Source organism: Marilutibacter aestuarii (genome assembly GCF_006546775.1).
GTDB classification, from domain to species: domain Bacteria; phylum Pseudomonadota; class Gammaproteobacteria; order Xanthomonadales; family Xanthomonadaceae; genus Marilutibacter; species Marilutibacter aestuarii.
In genome coordinates, this window is sequence record NZ_VICE01000037.1 from 1 (window position 1) to 18010 (window position 18010).

Annotated in this window: 20 protein-coding genes; 14 read left to right on the plus strand and 6 right to left on the minus strand. The window is 71.4% G+C overall.

The genetic code is table 11. The annotated features are described in order from the left end of the window. Positions 1-1427: O-linked N-acetylglucosamine transferase, SPINDLY family protein (locus FKV25_RS03685; protein ID WP_141517445.1), on the plus strand; the 1427-nt coding region annotated here is incomplete at its 5' end. Here FKV25_RS03685 and FKV25_RS03690 read toward each other — a convergent pair. After that, the gene (locus FKV25_RS03690) at positions 1424-2593 is read right to left on the minus strand and encodes a hypothetical protein (RefSeq protein WP_170218500.1); all 1170 of its coding nucleotides are present in this window, start codon (positions 2591-2593) and stop codon (positions 1424-1426) included. The genes FKV25_RS03685 and FKV25_RS03690 overlap by 4 nt on opposite strands. A 305-nt stretch (positions 2594-2898) precedes the next feature. On the opposite strand from FKV25_RS03690, the gene paoA reads away from it, so the two are divergent. From paoA to FKV25_RS03720, 5 genes are read left to right on the plus strand one after another with little or no spacing between them, the layout of a single operon-like run. Further along, on the plus strand, positions 2899-3549 hold the full coding sequence (gene paoA, locus FKV25_RS03700) for an aldehyde dehydrogenase iron-sulfur subunit PaoA (protein ID WP_141517448.1): 651 nt from the start codon (positions 2899-2901) through the stop codon (positions 3547-3549). Beyond that, a complete protein-coding gene (locus FKV25_RS03705; RefSeq protein ID WP_141517449.1) occupies positions 3546-4502 on the plus strand; it encodes an FAD binding domain-containing protein in 957 nt (318 codons plus the stop codon). Before paoA ends, FKV25_RS03705 begins: the two co-directional genes overlap by 4 nt. Beyond that, complete coding sequence (gene paoC / locus FKV25_RS03710) at positions 4499-6691, plus strand: aldehyde oxidoreductase molybdenum-binding subunit PaoC (protein WP_141517450.1); 2193 nt, start codon at positions 4499-4501, stop codon at positions 6689-6691. The genes FKV25_RS03705 and paoC overlap by 4 nt, the downstream gene beginning before the upstream one ends. 49 nt (positions 6692-6740) lie before the next feature. Next, the gene (locus FKV25_RS03715; RefSeq protein ID WP_141517451.1) at positions 6741-7772 is read left to right on the plus strand and encodes an XdhC family protein; all 1032 of its coding nucleotides are present in this window, start codon (positions 6741-6743) and stop codon (positions 7770-7772) included. Next, positions 7769-8371 carry a nucleotidyltransferase family protein gene (locus FKV25_RS03720; RefSeq protein ID WP_170218501.1) on the plus strand — a complete coding sequence of 201 codons (603 nt, stop codon included), beginning with the start codon at positions 7769-7771 and terminating at the stop codon, positions 8369-8371. The genes FKV25_RS03715 and FKV25_RS03720 overlap by 4 nt, the downstream gene beginning before the upstream one ends. Positions 8372-8407: 36 nt before the next feature. On the opposite strand, the gene FKV25_RS03725 is transcribed toward FKV25_RS03720, so the two are convergent. Continuing rightward, positions 8408-9550, minus strand: coding sequence for a metallophosphoesterase (locus FKV25_RS03725; RefSeq protein ID WP_246071884.1), 1143 nt, complete (start codon positions 9548-9550; stop codon positions 8408-8410). A 102-nt stretch (positions 9551-9652) separates the two neighbouring features. Here FKV25_RS03725 and FKV25_RS03730 point away from each other — a divergent pair, with 102 nt between their 5' ends. From FKV25_RS03730 to FKV25_RS03750, 5 genes are all read left to right on the plus strand, one after another. Further along, positions 9653-10780: an alpha/beta fold hydrolase gene (locus FKV25_RS03730; RefSeq protein WP_141517454.1), complete on the plus strand. Its 1128-nt coding sequence runs from the start codon at positions 9653-9655 to the stop codon at positions 10778-10780. A gap of 51 nt (positions 10781-10831) precedes the next feature. Next, positions 10832-11350 (plus strand): molybdenum cofactor biosynthesis protein B, encoded by a 519-nt coding sequence (gene moaB, locus FKV25_RS03735; protein WP_141517455.1) that lies wholly within the window; start codon positions 10832-10834, stop codon positions 11348-11350. A 34-nt stretch (positions 11351-11384) separates the two neighbouring features. Beyond that, a complete protein-coding gene (gene ppk2, locus FKV25_RS03740; protein WP_141517456.1) occupies positions 11385-12143 on the plus strand; it encodes a polyphosphate kinase 2 in 759 nt (252 codons plus the stop codon). A 194-nt stretch (positions 12144-12337) separates the two neighbouring features. Beyond that, a complete protein-coding gene (locus FKV25_RS03745) occupies positions 12338-12949 on the plus strand; it encodes an RNA polymerase sigma factor (RefSeq protein ID WP_141517457.1) in 612 nt (203 codons plus the stop codon). Next, complete coding sequence (locus tag FKV25_RS03750; RefSeq protein WP_141517458.1) at positions 12942-13607, plus strand: NrsF family protein; 666 nt, start codon at positions 12942-12944, stop codon at positions 13605-13607. The genes FKV25_RS03745 and FKV25_RS03750 overlap by 8 nt, the downstream gene beginning before the upstream one ends. A gap of 37 nt (positions 13608-13644) precedes the next feature. Here FKV25_RS03750 and FKV25_RS03755 read toward each other — a convergent pair whose 3' ends face one another. The 3 genes from FKV25_RS03755 to FKV25_RS03765 are packed head-to-tail and all read right to left on the minus strand — an operon-like array spanning position 13645 to position 15825. Then, the gene (locus FKV25_RS03755; protein ID WP_141517459.1) at positions 13645-13914 is read right to left on the minus strand and encodes an acylphosphatase; all 270 of its coding nucleotides are present in this window, start codon (positions 13912-13914) and stop codon (positions 13645-13647) included. Continuing rightward, on the minus strand, positions 13911-14552 hold the full coding sequence (locus FKV25_RS03760) for a TlpA family protein disulfide reductase (RefSeq protein WP_342777156.1): 642 nt from the start codon (positions 14550-14552) through the stop codon (positions 13911-13913). Before FKV25_RS03760 ends, FKV25_RS03755 begins: the two co-directional genes overlap by 4 nt. A 4-nt stretch (positions 14553-14556) precedes the next feature. Beyond that, positions 14557-15825 carry a YihY family inner membrane protein gene (locus FKV25_RS03765; RefSeq protein ID WP_141517460.1) on the minus strand — a complete coding sequence of 423 codons (1269 nt, stop codon included), beginning with the start codon at positions 15823-15825 and terminating at the stop codon, positions 14557-14559. Positions 15826-15952: 127 nt separating this feature from the next. On the opposite strand from FKV25_RS03765, the gene wrbA reads away from it, so the two are divergent. The 3 genes from wrbA (at position 15953) to FKV25_RS03780 (ending at position 17443) form a co-directional block, all read left to right on the plus strand. Continuing rightward, positions 15953-16546 (plus strand): NAD(P)H:quinone oxidoreductase, encoded by a 594-nt coding sequence (gene wrbA / locus FKV25_RS03770; protein ID WP_141517461.1) that lies wholly within the window; start codon positions 15953-15955, stop codon positions 16544-16546. Next, positions 16543-16878 carry a DUF2069 domain-containing protein gene (locus tag FKV25_RS03775; RefSeq protein ID WP_170218502.1) on the plus strand — a complete coding sequence of 112 codons (336 nt, stop codon included), beginning with the start codon at positions 16543-16545 and terminating at the stop codon, positions 16876-16878. The genes wrbA and FKV25_RS03775 overlap by 4 nt, the downstream gene beginning before the upstream one ends. A 79-nt stretch (positions 16879-16957) precedes the next feature. Next, a complete protein-coding gene (locus FKV25_RS03780; protein ID WP_141517462.1) occupies positions 16958-17443 on the plus strand; it encodes an asparaginase domain-containing protein in 486 nt (161 codons plus the stop codon). 258 nt (positions 17444-17701) lie between these two features. Here the strand turns inward: FKV25_RS03780 and FKV25_RS16145 are convergent. Next, positions 17702-18010 (minus strand): hypothetical protein (locus FKV25_RS16145; RefSeq protein WP_211345358.1); only part of this gene is annotated, 309 nt, incomplete at its 5' end.

An 18010-nucleotide genomic window follows, 5' to 3' on the forward strand; every position in this document is an offset into this window, starting at 1 on the left:
ATCCGGGCATCCAGGTCTGGCTGGCCCATGTGCTGGAGGACGTCGGCGAAGCCGAGGCCGCCGCGGACGCCTATGCGCGCGCCCATGCGCTGGCGCCCGGCGAACCACAACTGGCCGCCTACCTGCTGGCCTGGAGACGCAAGCTCTGCGACTGGCGCGACCTCGACAGGCTGTCCGCGCAGGTCCTGCAGGCGGTGCGCGACGGTCGTGCGGCCATCGAACCGTTCGCCTTCCTCAGCGAGGATGCGAGCCCGGCCGAACAGCTCGCCTGCGCCCGCCTGCGTGCCGCGGCCCTCGCCCGCCACGTGCGTCCCCTGCCCCCGACAAGCGCCAGGACCGGCGGCGCGATACGCACCGGTTTCCTGTCCAATGGCTTCGGCGCGCATCCGACCGGCCTGCTGACCGTCGCCTTGTTCGAAGCCCTGCGGGCCAACCCGGGCGGGCTGGACGTTCAGCTGTTCGCCCTCAACCCCGACGATGGCAGCCGTATCCGCCAACGCCTCGCCGCAGCGACTGTCCTGCACGATGTCGCCGGGCGCTCGCACCGCGATGTCGCCTCGGCCATCCGCGCGCAGGGGATCGACGTGCTGTTCGACCTGCGCGGCTGGGGCGGCGGCGGCGCGCCCGAGGTGCTGGCCATGCGTCCGGCGCCGGTGCAGGTGAACTGGCTCGCCTATCCGGGCACTTCCGGCGCGCCGTGGATCGACGCGGTGCTCGCGGACGCCTTCGTCCTGCCCGAAGCACTGGCGCCATGCTTCAGCGAACGCGTCATCCGCCTGCCGCGCGCATTCCAGCCCTCCGATACCCGCCGTGAAGTGCCGCCGGCGCCGGCGCGCGATGCCTGCGGGTTGCCCGCCGAAGGCGTCGTGTTCTGTTGCTTCAACAACAGTTACAAGCTCAATCCGCGCAGTGTCGAGCGTGCATTGGCGGTGCTGCGTGGCGTGCCTGGAAGCGTGCTCTGGCTGCTGTCCGGCCCCGGCGAGGCCGACGGCCGCCTGCGCGCGCACGCGGCCGCCGCGGGCCTGGACCCCGATCGCCTGGTGTTCATGCCCAAGCAGGCGCACGCGGAGTACCTGGCCCGCCTCCGCCACGCCGACCTGTTCCTCGATACCCACCCCTACAACGCGCACACGACCGCGTCGGACGCGCTGTGGGTCGGCTGCCCGGTACTCACCTGCCCGGGCGAGACGTTCGCCGCCCGCGTCGCCGGCAGCCTCAACCACCACCTCGGCCTGGACGAGATGAACGCCGCAGACGACGCAGCGTTCATCGACAAGGCGATCACCCTCGGCCGCGACCCCGCCGCGCTGGCGGCGCTGCGCGCCAAGGTCGCCATACGCCGGCGCGACGGCGGCCTGTTCGACATGACTGGCTTCGCCCGCGACTTCGCCGCCGCGGTGCACTCGCTGGTCCGGGTGCCGGCCTAGAACAGGGTCGAGAAGATGCGGGCGAACAGCTCGGCCAGTGGCATCGCCAGGAACACCAGCGGCACCAGCGGCACGGCGGCCATGAGTACGATCGTGAGCAGGTTGCCGCGCGACAGTGGCATCGAGGACATGCTCTTCACTGCCTGGTACGGGCCGCCCGCGTAGTCGGCCATGCCGGAGGCATCGTCGTCGTCGAGCAGCGAGTCGCCGCCGGCCAGCGCGGGCAGCTTGGTCCAGCGCCGGTCGAAACGGCGCGCCATCCGGTGGCCCAGCAGGTCGTAGCGGCGCATGGCCTTGCGCCGCGCCCGCAGCATGGTCGGCGCCAACAGCGCCAGGGGCGCCAGCAGCATGGCCGTCACGCCGACCACGTAGCCCAGCAACAGGAAGCGCAGGCCGGGGACCGTCTCGCCGAGGTAAAGCACCTGGTTCGCCGCCTCGCCACAGATGAGCAGGCCACCGGCGAACGCCAGGATCGCGAAGCGCGCCTGCACGACGCCCAGGAAGGCGATGCCGCCCGCGCCGTCGGGGTGCGCCGGACGCAGCACCAGGCCGATCCTCGACAAGCGCCACAACAGGTGGACCCAGAGGCAGAAGCGCCACAACCAAAGCGCACCGACGAAGCGGAACAGCGGCATCGACACCACGTTGAGCCATTGCACCGCGAGGCTCGGGCCGCCGCCGTCCGCCGCCCGCCAGCTGCTGATGCCAGGCAGCGCCTCCAGCGAAGCCATGCCGAACAGTGAAGGCACGATGGCGGCGACCAGGCACACCACTTCAGGCGTGCGGGCGTCGCGCAGGCGGCGAATCGACTCGAAGCCCGCCTCCAGCCGTGCTTGCCGGCCCGGTCGGACCAGGGGCAGGAGGCGCAACTGGCGCAGGTCGCGCTTGACCATCATGTCGATGCGCGGCGCCCACAGCACCAGCAGCGGCAATGCCAGCAGGAACCTCGCCATCACCGCCGTGTCATGAAGAAGCGGCACCGCCACGCGATCCCCGGCCAGGGTGCCCTGGAGCGCGCACAGGAGCACGAGCGGCCCCATTGTGACCAGCAGGCAGGCCAGGGCCACCCATGGCGCGAGCAGGCGCCGCCGACGCAGCAGGCCCAGAGAATGGAACAGGCGGAACACCGGTCCGCCCCGCATCAAGGAATCGCCATCGCCCTTCATTGAGCCTCTCCCCGAACGCCATGACCGGCCAACGCAGGTCGTGGCGGCAGTGTTGCATGCAGCGCGCGCCATTGCAGCCGGCTGTCCGGGGGGTGCGGCGACACGCAGTCGGACGCCGGTGGTTTCACGTCGTGGTCGCGGTGGAATTGGTATTGATCGGGTGATGGTGCGCGGCGCGCAACACCGCCGTGACACACTGTTCGCTGGACGCGCCGCGCCATCCGGCTTCACTCGAGGCCCGGCCATCGAATGCCCGGTCCAGCGACACGGCGCCCCACCCACCCACGCAACCCGGGAAGGCAGGCATGCAGGATGACGACGGTTTCCGACTCACGCGACGCGAGTTCATCATCGCCGGGGCGACCACGGTGGCCGCAAGCGGCGCCTCCCGCGCCTTCATCGGGGCGGCACAGGCCGCCGCGCCGATGCCGGCCCGCGACGCGGTGACGCGCGAAGTGGCGTTCACGGTCAACGGCACGCCACAGCGGCTGGAACTCGACACGCGGACCACCCTGCTGGACGCGCTGCGCGAGCACCTCAAGCTCACCGGCACCAAGAAGGGCTGCGACCACGGCCAGTGCGGCGCCTGCACGGTGATCGCCGGTGGGCGGCGCATCAATGCCTGCCTGAGCCTGGCGGTCATGCACGAGGGCGATGAGATCACGACCATCGAGGGCCTGGGCACGCCCGGGCGCCTGCACCCGATGCAGCAGGCCTTCGTCGCCCGCGACGGCTACCAGTGCGGCTACTGCACCCCGGGCCAGGTCTGCTCGGCGGTGGCGATGCTGGACGAGATCGAGGCCGGCGTCCCGAGCCATGTCAGCGCGGACCTGACCGCGGCGCCCCGGCTCAGCGACGACGAGATCCGCGAGCGCATGAGCGGCAACATCTGCCGTTGCGGCGCCTATTCCAACATCGTCGAGGCGATCAACGACGTCGCCGGGAGCCGCTCATGAGGGCCTTCAGCTACGAGCGCGTGGACTCGCCGGCGGCGGCGGTCGCCGCGATCAAGGCCACGCCGGGCGCGCGCTTCATCGCCGGCGGCACGAACCTGCTGGACCTGATGAAGCTCGAGGTCGAGACACCGGGCCACCTGGTCGACGTGAACGGCCTGGGCCTGGACCGCATCGAGGCCAGCGGCGACGGCGGCCTGCGCATCGGCGCGCTGGTGCGCAACACCGATCTCGCCGCCGACGCCCGCGTACGCCGCGACTATGGCGTGCTTTCCCGTGCCCTGCTTGCCGGCGCCTCGGGGCAGCTGCGCAACAAGGCCACCACCGCGGGCAACCTGCTGCAACGCACGCGCTGCCCCTATTTCTACGACACCGACCAGCCCTGCAACAAACGCGTCCCCGGCAGCGGCTGCTCGGCGATCGGCGGTTACAGCCGCGGACACGCGATCGTGGGCACCAGCGAGGCCTGCATCGCGACCCATCCCAGCGACATGGCCGTGGCCATGCGGGCGCTCGACGCCGCCGTGGAGACCACGCGCGCGGACGGCAGCACGCGGACGATCCCGATCGCCGACTTCCACGTCCTCCCCGGCGACACGCCGCACGTGGAGACGTCGCTGGAAGCCGGTGAACTGGTCACCGCGGTCACCCTGCCACCGCCCGTGGGCGGGGTCCACGCCTATCGCAAGGTACGTGACCGTGCCTCGTATGCGTTCGCGCTGGTGTCGGTCGCCGCGATCGTCCAGCGCGATGGTAGCGGCCGGGTGGCCGTGGGCGGCGTCGCGCACAAGCCCTGGCGCGTGGACGCGGCCGACGCGGCCTTGGCCGACGGCGCCGGCGCGGCGGCGAACCGGCTGCTCGCCGGTGCACGCACCACCCCGGACAATGCCTTCAAGGTGCCGCTGGTCGAGCGCACCATCGCCGCCGTGCTGGTGGATGCGGGAGCCACGCCATGAAATTCGACACCCCCGCCACGACCAATCCCATCGACCGGCTCGCGGTGGTCGGCAAGCCGACCGACCGCATCGACGGCCCGCTGAAGACCACCGGCACCGCGCCGTATGCCTACGAAAGGCATGACGTCGCCCCGGATGCCGCCTACGGGCACGTCGTCGGCGCCGCGATCGCCAAGGGGCGCATCGCCTCCATCGACACCAGCGTCGCCCTCGCCTCCCCGGGCGTGCGGGCGGTGGTGACCGCGCGCAACGCGGGCAAGCTGGACAAGGGGCGTTTCAACACCGCCCACCTGCTGGCCGGCCCCGACATCGAGCACTACCACCAGGCCGTTGCCCTGGTGGTCGCCGAAACCTTCGAGCAGGCGCGCGCCGCCGCCGCGCGGGTGCGGATCGAGTACACCCGCGCAGCGGGCGTGCACGACCTCGACCAGGCGCGGGGATCGGCGGTCGAACCCAAGGACAACCCCGACGTGCGCGTGGGCGACTTCGAGGGCGCCTTCGCCGCCGCGCCCGTGCAGCTCGATGCCACCTATCGCACCCCCGACCAGTCGCACGCGATGATGGAGCCGCACGCCTCCATCGCGGCCTGGGACGGCGACAAGCTGACCCTGTGGACCTCCAACCAGATGATCGCCTGGGGCGCAGGCGACGTCGCCCGCACCCTGGGCATTCCCCGCGCGAACGTGCGCCTGGTGTCGCCCTACATCGGCGGCGGCTTCGGCAGCAAGCTGTTCGTGCGCGCCGACGCACTGCTCGCCGCGCTCGGCGCGAAGGCCGCGGGGCGACCGGTGAAGGTGGCCCTGGCGCGACCGCAGATCTTCAACAACACCACCCACCGCCCCGCGACCATCCAGCGCATCCGCATCGGCTGCGACCGCGACGGTCGGATCAACGCGATCGGCCATGAGAGCTGGTCGGGCGACCTGCCCGGCGGCGGTCCGGAAACCGCGACCGGCCAGACCGAGCTGCTGTACGCGGGCGCGAACCGCCTGACCGCCCTGCGCCTGGCCGTCCTCGACCTGCCCGAAGGCAACGCCATGCGCGCCCCGGGCGAGGCGCCGGGGATGATGGCCCTGGAGGTGGCGATGGACGAGATGGCCGACAAGCTCGGCCTGGATCCGGTCCGGTTCCGCATCCTCAACGACACCCAGGTCGATCCCGCCAAGCCGGAACGCCGGTTCTCGCAGCGGCAGCTGGTGCAATGCCTGGAGGACGGCGCCCGCCGCTTCGGCTGGGACCGCCGCGCCCGCCCCGGCACCCGGCGCGAGGGGCGCTGGTGGGTGGGCATGGGCGTGGCCTCGGCCTTCCGCAACAACCTGGTGATGAAGTCCGCCGCGCGCGTGCGCCTGGCGCCCGGGGGCCGTCTTGTCGTCGAGACCGACATGACCGACATCGGGACCGGGAGCTACACCGTGATCGCACAGACCGCGGCGGAAATGCTCGGCCTGCCGCTCGACCGGGTGGAGGTGCGCCTGGGCGATTCGGATTTCCCCGTCTCGGCCGGCTCAGGCGGCCAGTGGGGCGCCAACAGCGCGACCTCCGGTGTCTACGCTGCCTGCATGAAGCTGCGCGACGATGTCGCCACCCGGCTGGGCCTGGACCCGGCCCGCGTCCGCTTCGCCGACGGCCAGGTCGTCGACGGCGAGCGCAGCGTGCCGCTGGCCGATGCCGCGAAGGACGGTGAGATCGTCGCCGAGGACGCCATCGAGTTCGGCGACCTCGCCAAGCAATACCAGCAGTCCACCTTCGGCGCGCACTTCGTCGAAGTGGGCGTCGACGCGGCAACAGCGGAAGTGCGCATCCGGCGCATGCTCGCGGTATGCGCGGCCGGACGGATCCTCAACCCGAAGTCCGCGCGCAGCCAGGTCATCGGCGCCATGACGATGGGCGCGGGCGCGGCCCTGATGGAGTCGCTGGCGGTCGACACGCGCCGGGGCTTCTTCGTCAACCACGACCTGGCCGGTTACGAGGTCCCGGTGCATGCCGACATCCCGCACCAGGAGGTCGTGTTCCTGGACGAGACCGATCCGATCTCCTCGCCGATGAAGGCCAAGGGCGTGGGCGAGCTCGGCATCTGCGGGGTCGGCGCGGCGGTGGCCAACGCCATCCACAACGCCACCGGCATCCGCGTGCGCGACTACCCGATCACGCTCGACAAGCTGATCGACAAGATGCCGCCGATCGCATGACGCGGCGCCGGCCCTGCAGGGCTCGTCGCCCGTACCATGGAGGCTTGCGATGGAGACCGTAGCCCGCCGCATCGCCGCCAACGACGTCGATGCGGGTGAAGCCAGCTCGCCGCTGCCCGGCTTCCTGGCCACGGGCCATCCGCGTCCGGTGCTCGCAGCGGCGGCGCGCGCATCGCGCGGGGTGCTGGCCATGGTGCTCGAGACCGAGGGTTCGACCTATGTCGATCCCGGCGCCATGGCCTGCTTCACCGGCGATCGCCAGGTGGGCTGGCTCAGCGGCGGTTGCCTGGAAGCGGAGCTGGCGCGCCGGGCCGCCATGGCCGACGCCGAGGGTCGCATCGACTGGATCGAGATCGACACCCGCGACGACGAAGCGCTGTTCTCCGGCAGCGCCATCGGGTGCCGGGGCCGCCTGCGCATTGCCCTGCTCCCGCTGCGCCTGATGCCGGGCGCCGGCACCGTGCTGGACGCTTGGTGGGACGGCGGCGCGTCGCTGGAACGCCATATCGACGCCACGGGTCGAGTGGGCCTGGTCCTGGGCGGACTTCAGTGCGAATGGCAACTGCCGGCCGCGCCCGCCGCCTGGCAGGGCGGCCGCCACGCGTGGACGCTGCCCCTGCCCCGCCCACCGTCGGCCCTGGTCCTGGGCGCGGGTCCGGAAACCGACACGCTGCTCCATCTGCTCGGCGAGCTCGGCTGGCGTCGCACCCTGTGCGAACCGCGAGCGCGCTGGCGGGAGGCCGGCAACGCTGCCGATGCACGCCATGCCGATGCCTCGACGGGCCCTCGGCTGGCGCGGGACGGCCATGACGCGGTCCTGGTGATGCACCACGACTTCGAACGCGATCGCGAGGCGCTGGAAGCCGCGGCGAACGGGCCCGCCGGGTTCGTCGGCCTGCTCGGCCCGCCGCGGCGCCGCGACGACCTGCTGAAACTCCTGCGTGCCGACGTCCGCGAAGCACTCGCATCCCGGCTCCGCGCGCCCGTCGGCATCGACCTGGGAGGCAAGGGCCCGGAGGCGATCGCATTGAGCATCGCGGCGCAACTGCAGCAATGGCGGAGCCAGGCAGGCCGGCCATGAGTGGCGCGCACCTGGCGATCGTGCTCGCCGCGGGCGGCAGCCAGCGCCTTGGCAGGCCCAAGGCCCTGCTGACCCGCGACGGCGAGACCCTCGTCCACCGGGTCGCGAGGCTGGCGCTGGAAAGCGGGCCCTCGCGCGCCTGCGTCGTCGTCGGCGCGCAGGCAGACGCCGTGACCGACGCCGTGCGCGACCTGCCCTGCCGCGTCGTCCTCAACCCGGACTGGCGCGAAGGCATGGGCGGCAGCCTCCGGCGCGCCGGGGATGCCTTCGCCAGCGCGGGCGTGCCGGTGCTGGTCCTGGCCTGTGACCAGCCCGCGCTCGCCCTCGGGCACCTGCAGGCCCTGCTTGACGGTGCCGCACGCTCGAGTTCGGGCTGCGCGGCCACGCGCCACGGCGACGCCATCGGCATTCCCGCCGTCGTCCCCGGCGAGTGGTTCGCGGGACCGGCCCGCCCCGCGGGCGATGCCGGCTTCGCCCGTGCCCTGCGTGCGCTGCCTGTCGAGGCGCGGGCGATCCTGGACGCGCCGGAGCTGCTGCTCAACCTCGACACCGCGGACGACGTGCGCGAGGCGGTGGCGCGCGGCTGGCTGGACCCCTGACCGCCCGCGCGGGCTAGGGCGTGGTGACTGCCCGTCTCAGTCCACGGGTTCGGTCGCGGTCGCGTCGCGCAGCGGCAGGCGCTCGCCGGCGAGGGTGCCGCGGCTCATGCGGCCGTCCTCGACGAAGAGCAGTTCGCCCGACTCCCCGTTCTTGATGCTGCTGTCGACCGCGATCACCCGCCCGCCGCGATGGCTTTCCACGCGTGCCATCGAGGTATGCCCCACCACGACGTGCGCCACGCCCAGGCGGTCGAGCACGGCGTCCATGCCGGCGGCATCCAGCGCCTCGGCATCGAAGTAGCCGCGGTACCAGATGGGGCTGTCGCGGCCGTCGTACAGCGGCGCGTAGCGCGGATCGTCGCGGGTCGCCGCGCGCGGCAGGCCGAGCGATTCGCGGTAGCGGTCGTTCGCGGTTTCGTTGTCGATGCCCAGCGCCAGGAACGCCGGCGACATGCCGCCGTGCACGAACAGCATGTCATCGATACGGGCGATCACCGGGCGGCTGCGCAGCCAGTCGCCGATGACGCTGCCGGGGCCGTACAGGTCGGTGTAGGCGATGCCCAATGCGTTGGCGGTGGCGAAGTAGCGGTCGTTGACGTAGCGCAGGTCGCGGTAGAGCACCATCGCCTCGTGGTTGCCCAGCAGCACGTGCAGCCCGCCGCCCGCCGCGCGCGCCTGCTGCTCGAGCGCGTAAAGCTTCCAGAAGATCTCGTTGACGCGCGGGCCGCGGTCGAAGACGTCGCCGACCAGCACGAGGTGGCCGTCGCCCCAGGCCCAGTCGCCGCGTTCGTCCAGGATCCGGTTCGCCTGCAGCAGGCGCAGCATCAGCGCGTACTGGCCGTGCACGTCCGACAGCGCGGCGAGGCGAGCGACGCCGCGCAGGTCGACGCGTTCGCGCCCGCCGACCGGGGCACGGACCTCGATGGCCGCGTCCTGCCCGCATCGCGGCGGCACCCGTACCGGCCAGCGCTCAGCGCGCAAGCGCGCGACCTCGCTGCGGCCGCCGCAGACCCAGCGCGCCACCAACCCGCCCTCGACGTAATCGATGTAGGGCCCATCGTCGAACCGGGCCTGTGTCGCGGCGGGCGCCTGCGTGGCTTCCGGCGGCGCGGCCACGGCGACGCCCGCGAAGGCCAGGGCGAGGAGCGGTGACAGACAGGGCAAAAGGAAGGACTTCACGATGGCGCGTACCGGATGGATCGATGGACAGGCGATGGTAGCGCCGCCGACGCGTGACTTCCCGCAGGGTTTGCAACCCATCGCGGCCGCTACGATGGCGACATGACCCCTGCACTGCTCCGCATCGTCGCCCCCGCCCTGTGTCTGCTCGCGTGCCTCTCACCCGACGCGCAAGCGCAGGATTGCCCCGACACCGCTCCGTATGCGCCGGCCCGCGAGATCATCGCCGACCTCGGCCGGATCGTCGCGCCCAACGGCGTACAGGCCTCCTACACCACCACGATCGGCGGCATTCCCCAATACGTCACCGTGCGCGGCCAGGATCGCGACAATCCGATCATCCTGTTCGTGCACGGCGGCCCGGCCTCGCCGCTGACGCCCAGCCTGTGGGAATTCCAGCGCCCGCTGGAGGAATACTTCACGATGGTCACCTGGGACCAGCGCGGGGCCGGCCGCACCTACAACCTGGTCGATCCCGACACGATCGCCGACAGCATCCGGATCCCGCGCTACATCGACGACACGATCGAGGTGGCCGAGCACGTCCGCGCTCGCTACGGAAAACGCAAGCTGATCCTGATGGGCCACAGCTGGGGCACGATCATCGGCATGGGCGCCGCGCTTAAGCGACCCGACCTGTTCCACGCCTACGTCGGCATCGGCCAGGTGATCGACGTGCAGGAGAACGAGCGGATCAGTTTCGACTACGCCCTCTCACAGGCCCGTGCCCACGACAACCTCGAGGCGGTGGCCGCCCTGGAGGCCATTGCGCCCTACCCCGGCGACACCCCGCTGACGCGCGAGCGCATCGTGACCGCGCGCATCTGGGCGCAGCACTACGGCGGCATGAGCGCGTTCCGCGACGAGTCCAACCTGTACTTCTACCGCGCCGGCCGGCTGTCACCGGAGTACGAGGCCGCGGATGTCTGCGCGATCAACAAGGGCAGCCTGTTCACCTTGGGCAAGGTCCTCGACGCCTTCCTGGAGGTCGACTACAGCTACGTGGACCGCTTCCCGATCCCGGTGGTGATGCTCATGGGCCGCCACGACTACACCACCCCGTCGGCGCCAACGGCCACCTGGCTGGACGCCGTCGACGCACCGTACAAGCGCGGGATCTGGTTCGAGCGCTCCGCGCACATGATTCCCTGGGAGGAGCCGGGCAAGACCCTGGTCAGCCTCCTGGAGACAGTGCGGCCGCTGGCGGTCGACGGCGGGCGTGGCGACTGACGCGCCGCCCGCGCGAGACCACGCCGGGCCCGATCGGTTAGGCTCGGCGCCATGACCGCCTCCGCCGACTTCATCCCCCTCCGCCTGTGCGTGCTGACCGTGTCGGACACCCGCAGCGCCGACGACGACACCTCGGGCGACTACCTCGCCGATGCCCTCGCCGAGGCCGGCCACCGGCTCGCCGGGCGCGCCCTGCTCCCCGACGACAAATACCGGCTGCGCGCCCAGGTCTCGCATTGGATCGCCGACGAGGCAGTCGATGGCATCCTGGTGACCGGCGGGACCGGCTTCACCGGCCGCGACTCCACGCCCGAAGCGCTTCGCCCGCTGCTGGACAAGGAAATGGACGGCTTCGGCGAACTGTTCCGCGCGATCAGTTTCGACGAGATCGGCACCTCGACCCTGCAGTCGCGCGCGTTCGCAGGCCTGGCCAACGGCACGTTCCTGTTCGCCCTGCCGGGATCGACCTCGGCCTGCCGCACGGGCTGGGAGAAGATCATCCGGGCGCAGCTGGACGCGCGCACCCGGCCCTGCAACCTGGCCCGCCTGGGGCCGCGACTGCGCGAATGACGCGCCCGCCCGACCTGCCGGAACCTGCACGCGCATGAAGAAGAAGGACTACGAAGCCGAGCTCGAACCCCTGCAGGTGGAACTGGCCGGCGTGGCCCGCTGGCTCAAGCACTGCGGCAAGCGCTTGCTGGTGATCCTGGAAGGGCGCGACACCGCCGGCAAGGGCGGCGCCATCGGCGCCCTGCAGGACCATCTCAATCCGCGCCAGTGCCGCGTCGTCGCCCTCCCCAGGCCCAGCGACCGCGAAGCCGGGCAATGGTATTTCCAGCGCTACGTCCCGCACCTGCCGGCCGCGGGCGAGATCGCGCTGTTCGACCGCAGCTGGTACAACCGCGCAGGCGTCGAGAAGGTCATGGGCTTCGCCACGCCGGCCCAGGTCGAGGCCTTCCTGGTGCAGGCGCCGATCTTCGAGAAGCTGCTCGTCGACGACGGCATCCTGCTGTTCAAGTACTGGCTGTGCTGCGACCAGGACAAGCAGGAAGAGCGCTTCGCCGAGCGCCTGGAAGATCCGCTCAAGCGCTGGAAGCTGTCGCCCATCGACCTGGAGGCACGACGCCTGTACGCGGACTACACCGACGCGCGCGAGGCCATGCTCGAAGCCACCCACACGCCGCACGCGCCCTGGACCCTGGTCGACTTCAACGACCAGAAGCGCGGCCGCCTGATCCTGCTGCGCGACCTCCTCTCGCGCCTGCCCGACCGCGACGTGCCGCCGCCCGGGATCGAGTTCCCGCCCCTGGACCATCCGCCGCTGCAGGAACGATACGGGCGCCTGAAGCCGCTCGAAGACTGAGGCGTAACCTCCCGCGGCCATCGCGCGAACGAGTGGATATCGGCCCCGGGACCGTCCGTTCCCGCCCGCACGGAGGAACCGCACGCCACCCCGACATCGCCGCCCGGCGTCCCGCCGGCCTTTTGCAGTGTCGTGGCGACGCCGCCATCATGGGCACCATCATTCCCTTCCAACGGACATCCCCGGGCACGCCGATGTCCCCATCCGATGCCAGCCCCGTGGCCGCCGGCGACGAGGCCCGCGACGCCGTCCCCTGGGAGCAGCTCATGGCCCGGGCGCAGGACGGCGAACGCCAGGCCTACCACGCCCTGCTGAGCGGCATCACGCCGTACGTGCGCGCGGTCGCGCGGCGCTACCTGGGGCATCCCGACGAGATCGACGACGCCGTGCAGGACATCCTGGTGATCGTCCACGGCATCCGCCATACCTACGAACGCGGCCGCCCCTTCAAGCCCTGGCTGGGCACCATCGCCAGCCGTCGCTGCATCGACCTGCTGCGCCGGCGCACTCACCGGGTGAAGCACGAGTTCGACGACGCGGACGCGTTGCCCGAGGCCATCGACCATGACGCCGGCCCGGCCGACCAGGCCGCGCGCGCGGAGGCCGCCCGCGCGCTGCACGAGGCCATCGAAGGCCTGCCGGCGCGGCAGCGCGAAGCGGTGCAATTGCTCCGCATCAAGGAGCTCTCGCTCAGCGAAGCGGCCGCGCGCAGCCAACAGAGCACCGGTGCGCTGAAGGTGGCCTACCACCGCGCCCTGAAATCACTGCGCCGGGTCCTGGGCCCGGAGGAATCGCCCCATGACTGACACCTCACGCCTGATCGACCAGTTGGCCGCGCGCGCCGCGCCGGTCCGGCCACTGGCCTCGCCGCTACGGCGGACCCTCGCCTGGCTGGCCATGGCGACCCTGGTCATCGTGGCCCTGCTGGCCGTGCGCGGCGGGCTCGAGCCGGGCGCGCTGCACTCGACCGCCGCCAGGCTGCAATGGGCCGCGAGCCTGCTGACCGCGGTGCTGGCCGCGTATGCGACGTTCCAGGTCAGCGTGCCCGGGCGCTCGCCCGCATGGGCCTGGCTGCCCCTGCCCGCGCTCCTGGCCTGGCTGTCCACCCTGGGCTGGGGCTGCCTGCAGGAGCATGCGCGAGTGGGCGCGGGGGCCTTCGAGATGAACATGGGTACGGTCGAATGCGCCTGGGCGATCACCATGGTCAGCGTACCGCTCGCGCTGGTGATGCTGCTGGTGGTGCGCCACGCCGGCGCCGTGCGCCCGGCACGCACCGCCCTGCTGGCGACGCTGGGCACGGCCGCGCTGTCCTCGGCCGGCGTCAGCCTCATCCACGACGCCGGCGAGAGCATGGCGATGGTGCTGCTGTGGCATGCCGGTGCGGTGGGATTGCTGTCGCTGGCCAGCCTGCTGGCCGGGCGGCGACTGCTGGGCTGGATCGGCTACGCGCGGCAGCCGCGCTGAGGCCCCCTCGAGCGCGGCGCGCACGCGGGGCTCGAACTCATCCGATCGCGAAGCCGCTGCCGGCATCGTCGGGACTGGCCGTGTCGCGCCTGACCGACTGCACGCGCGCCAGCGGGGGGCCGTGCTGCAACCAGGCGTCGAGCGCGTCGATCGCCGCGGCCTCGCCGACGGCCAGGACCTCGACGCGGCCGTCGGCCAGGTTGCGCGCATGGCCGCGCAGGCCCAGGCCCTGCGCGAGCTCGCAGGTCGAGGCCCGGAACCAGACGCCCTGGACTTTGCCCGCGACGAGGAAACGCGCGGCGATCACGTGCCGGCCCCGTCTCCGTCCTTGCCGGCCTCGTCGATCGCGGCTTCGATCTCATGTGCGGTCACGGGCCCGGCGAAGCGATCGGCGACCGTGCCCGAGGGGTCGATCAGGTAGGTCATCGGCAGCCCGCGCGGGGTCTCGAAATCCGCGGGCGGCGCATACGTGTCCAGGATCGCGATCGGGTAGACCACCGGGTGCTTCTCCAGGAACGCCCGCATCTCGGCGGTCTCGATTTCCTCGTAGGCCAGGCCGATCACCTCGATGTGCTCGCGCATCGCGTCGAGCGCGGACAGCTCGGGCATTTCCTTCAGGCAGGGCTTGCACCAGGTCGCCCAGAAGTTCACCACCACCCACTTGCCCCGATGTTCGGCCAGGTCGTACGCCTTGCCGTCGACGGTGGTGACGACCAGGCGCGGCCGGGCCGGCGACCCGGGCGTGCCCGGGTCCGCCCCGGCCGGTGCGTCGGCGTCGGCGTCGGCGTCGGCGTCGGCGACAGCGTTGGCATCGGAGTCGCCGGCGGCATCTTCGCCCCCTTTCGCGGGGACCTGCGCCTCCCGCTCGCAGGCGGCCAGAAACAACAGGGACATCAGGCCGGCCAACAGCAGCGGCAGCGGACGGGCACGGAAGCTTCGATCCATCAGGTCAATCCTCATCATCGGCGTGGAGGCTGCCCACGCGGCGTTCCAGCAGTTCGCGCAGCGGGATGCGCAGGTCGTCGATCGCGGCCACGACCGGGCGACCGGTTGCATCGTTGGCCAACGGCAACGTCGCATCGGCGACCGGGATGCGCAGGCGGCAGGCCTGGTAAAGCTCGCCCAGGCTCAAGGTGTCGAGGTCGCGCGCCAGCAGCCACTCGCCATCCTCGGCGCGCCTGACCACGTCGATTTCCTCCAGGTCGCAGAGCATCTGCTGGACCAGGTCGTCGGTCAGGATGGGCTCCAGCGCGAGGATGTCGTCGGTATGCAGGCCGCGCCCGCGGCGCCGTGCCTCGCCGAACCGGCCGAGCATCCGCAACAGGCCGTAGATCTCGTAGCCTTCCGGCAGGCGCAGGTCGACCGGCTGGTACCGGAACGCCGAGGCCGCCGACGCCACCGAGGCCCCCAGCAGCACGGCGAACCAGCCCAGGTAGATCCACAGCAGGAAGATCGGCAGGAACGCCAGCGCGCCGTAGATACGCGAATAGGCGTCGAAGCTGCCCAGGTAGGCGCCGAAGACCGCCTTGATCGCCTCGAACAGCAACACCGCCAGCAGCGCGCCCGCCAGGGCGTGCCGCCAATGCACCTCGCGATGCGGCACCACGCGGTAGATCATGGTGAAGGCCAGCAGCTCGATGACCATCGGCGACACGCGCAAGGCCAGGCCCTGCAGGAAATGCCCGGTCTCGGTGTTGAAGATCGCCAACGCGAACAGCTTGGCCGAGACCGCCAGGCTCGCGGCGGCGACCATCGCGCCCAGCGTCAGCACGGTCCAGTACACCATGAAGCGGGTGATCCGCGGCCGCGCCGAACTGACACGCCAGATGCGGTTGAACGTCGCCTCCACGCCGTTGAGGGTGATCAGCACCGAGATCACCAGCGCGATCACGCCGGCGGCGGTGAGCTGGCCGGCATTGCTCGAGAACTCACGTAGGTAGGTGGCCACCGACGCGGCCGCGCTGGGCACGAAGTTGGTGAACACGTAGTCGGTCAGGCGGTCGGTCCAGGTATTGAACACCGGGAACGCGGACAGCACGCCGAACACCACCATCGACAGCGGCACCAGCGCGAACACCGTCGTGTAGGCCAGCGCGCCGGCAGCCTGGAACAGGTTGTCGGCCAACACCCGCTGGCCGACGAAACGGCTGAACGCGAGGTTGCGCGCGCGATCCTGCACGCGTTCGACCAGTCGGTTCATCGATACCAGGGGATCCATGGCCCGAAGGGTACCCGAAGCCAGGTGATCTGCGGCGTGGACGCTCACGCCCCGTCCACAGGCAACCGGCCGCCGCCCCGACGCCGGCACGGTATCCTGTGCCACCGCCTACCCGGTCCCGTTGCCCATGCCCGACATCCTCGTCCTCTACTACAGCCGTGGCGGCTCGGTCGCGCGCCTCGCGCGGCAGGTCGCCCGGGGGATCGGCGAGGTCGACGGCATGCAGGCGCGCCTGCGCAGCGTGCCGCCGGTGGCGCCGGTGACGCAGACCGCGGCGCCCCCGGAGCCGGACGACGGCGCGCCCTACGTCAGCGTCGCGGACCTGGAGGAATGCGTCGGCCTGGCCATCGGCAGTCCCACCCGTTTCGGCAACATGGCCGCCCCGATGAAGCACTGGTTCGATTCGCTGGGCGCACAATGGGCCAGCGGCACGCTCGTCGACAAGCCGGCCGCCGTGTTCACCTCCACCGCCACCATGCACGGCGGGCAGGAGGCGACCCTGCTCGGCATGCAGGTGCCCCTGCTGCACCACGGCTGCGTGATCGTGGGCATCCCCTACACCGAACCCGCGCTCAGCAGCACCCGCAGTGGCGGCACGCCGTACGGGGCCAGCCACGTCGCCGGCGGCGGCGACGACCCGCAGCTGACCGAGGACGAAGCCGTCCTGGCACGGGCGCTGGGCCGCCGCCTGGCGCGGATCGCCGGGACGCTTTCGGCATGATGGCCTCGCATCGCCTGCTCGCGATCCTGCTGCTGGTGCTGGCCACCGTCTACGCACACTGGTTCCGCGACGATGCCCACCGCACCGCGGCGATGCTGTTCTTCGTCGCCCCGCCGGTGCTGATGGCGCTCGGCGCTTGGCTCGCGTCGCGCCAGGCGGTGTTCTGGTCGGGCGTGTTCGGCCTGGGCTGGTTCTGCCACGGCGTGATGATCGCCTGGAGCCACCCCGAAGCACGGCTGCACGCCTGGATGGTGCTCGTGCTGGCGATCGCGATCATCCTCGCGGGCAGCTGGCCGGGCCTGCGCAACAAGCTCGGCCGCACGCCCCGCTGAGCCGGCGCGCGGTCGCTGGGGTTGGCCTGCGCCAGCCCGTATAATCCGCGCTCTCCCGCTTTCGTGCAGTGCCCCAGCCATGGACCAGCTTTGCATCGTCACCACCGGTGGCACGATCGACAAGATCTACTTCGACGACAAGTCCGACTACCAGATCGGCGAGCCGCAGATCGGCGGCATCCTGCACGAGCTGGGCGTGGCCTTCCGTTTCAACGTGATCCCGATCCTGCGCAAGGACTCGCTGCACATCACCGCCGAGGACCGCGAGCTGATCCGCGCGACAATCGCGGCGCAACCGGCCAGGCACGTGCTGCTGACCCACGGCACCGACACCATGGTCGAGACGGCCAGGGTGCTGGCGAGCCTGAAGGACAAGACCATCGTCCTGACCGGCGCGCTGAGCCCGGCCCGCTTCCGCGGATCGGATGCCGAGTTCAACGTCGGTTGCGCGGTGGGCGCCGTCCAGGCGCTGCCGCCGGGCGTCTACATTGCCATGAACGGACGTGTGTGGGATCCGTCCCGGGTGCGCAAGAACGTCGACGCGAACCGCTTCGAAGCGATCTGAGCGACGCTACGCGTCGCGGCCTGCAACGACGCTGGAACCCCCTTGCGGGCACCACGCGATGCATGAAGGGAGCCCGGGCGCTCCGTCCTGGAGCACCCGGGCCATACGGAGCCGACGGTCGTCCCGTCGCGCCGCCCCACAGGCCGCCGGATCGGCGCCTGCCGGAAGTCTTCCATGACCGCCGCGCCTCCCTCCCGGAGGCACGGAGCCTTCCCTGCGAATCCAGGGCCACATGCGGCCGCACGCGGCCCGAAGCTCCTACGGCGCGTCGATCCAGAGGTCGTAGTTGCCGCTGCCCGAATAGGACAGCACCTTCCAGTAGTAGTAACCGGCGGCGCCGTTGTAGTTCACCGACTCTTCGCTGGTGGGCGTGGTCGAAGACGCGACCTTGCTCCAGGCCGAACCACTCCAGCGGTAAAGCTCCAGGTCGAAGTCCGCGCCCGACGGCCCGCGCAGCCAGCCCTTCTGCGCGCCGGCGCCGGACTGGTAGTAGGTGCCGTTGGGCTGCACCGCCGAGTTGCCGGTGCCGCTGAGCGAACCGCTGTACTTGTCGCAGCCGCTGCACGG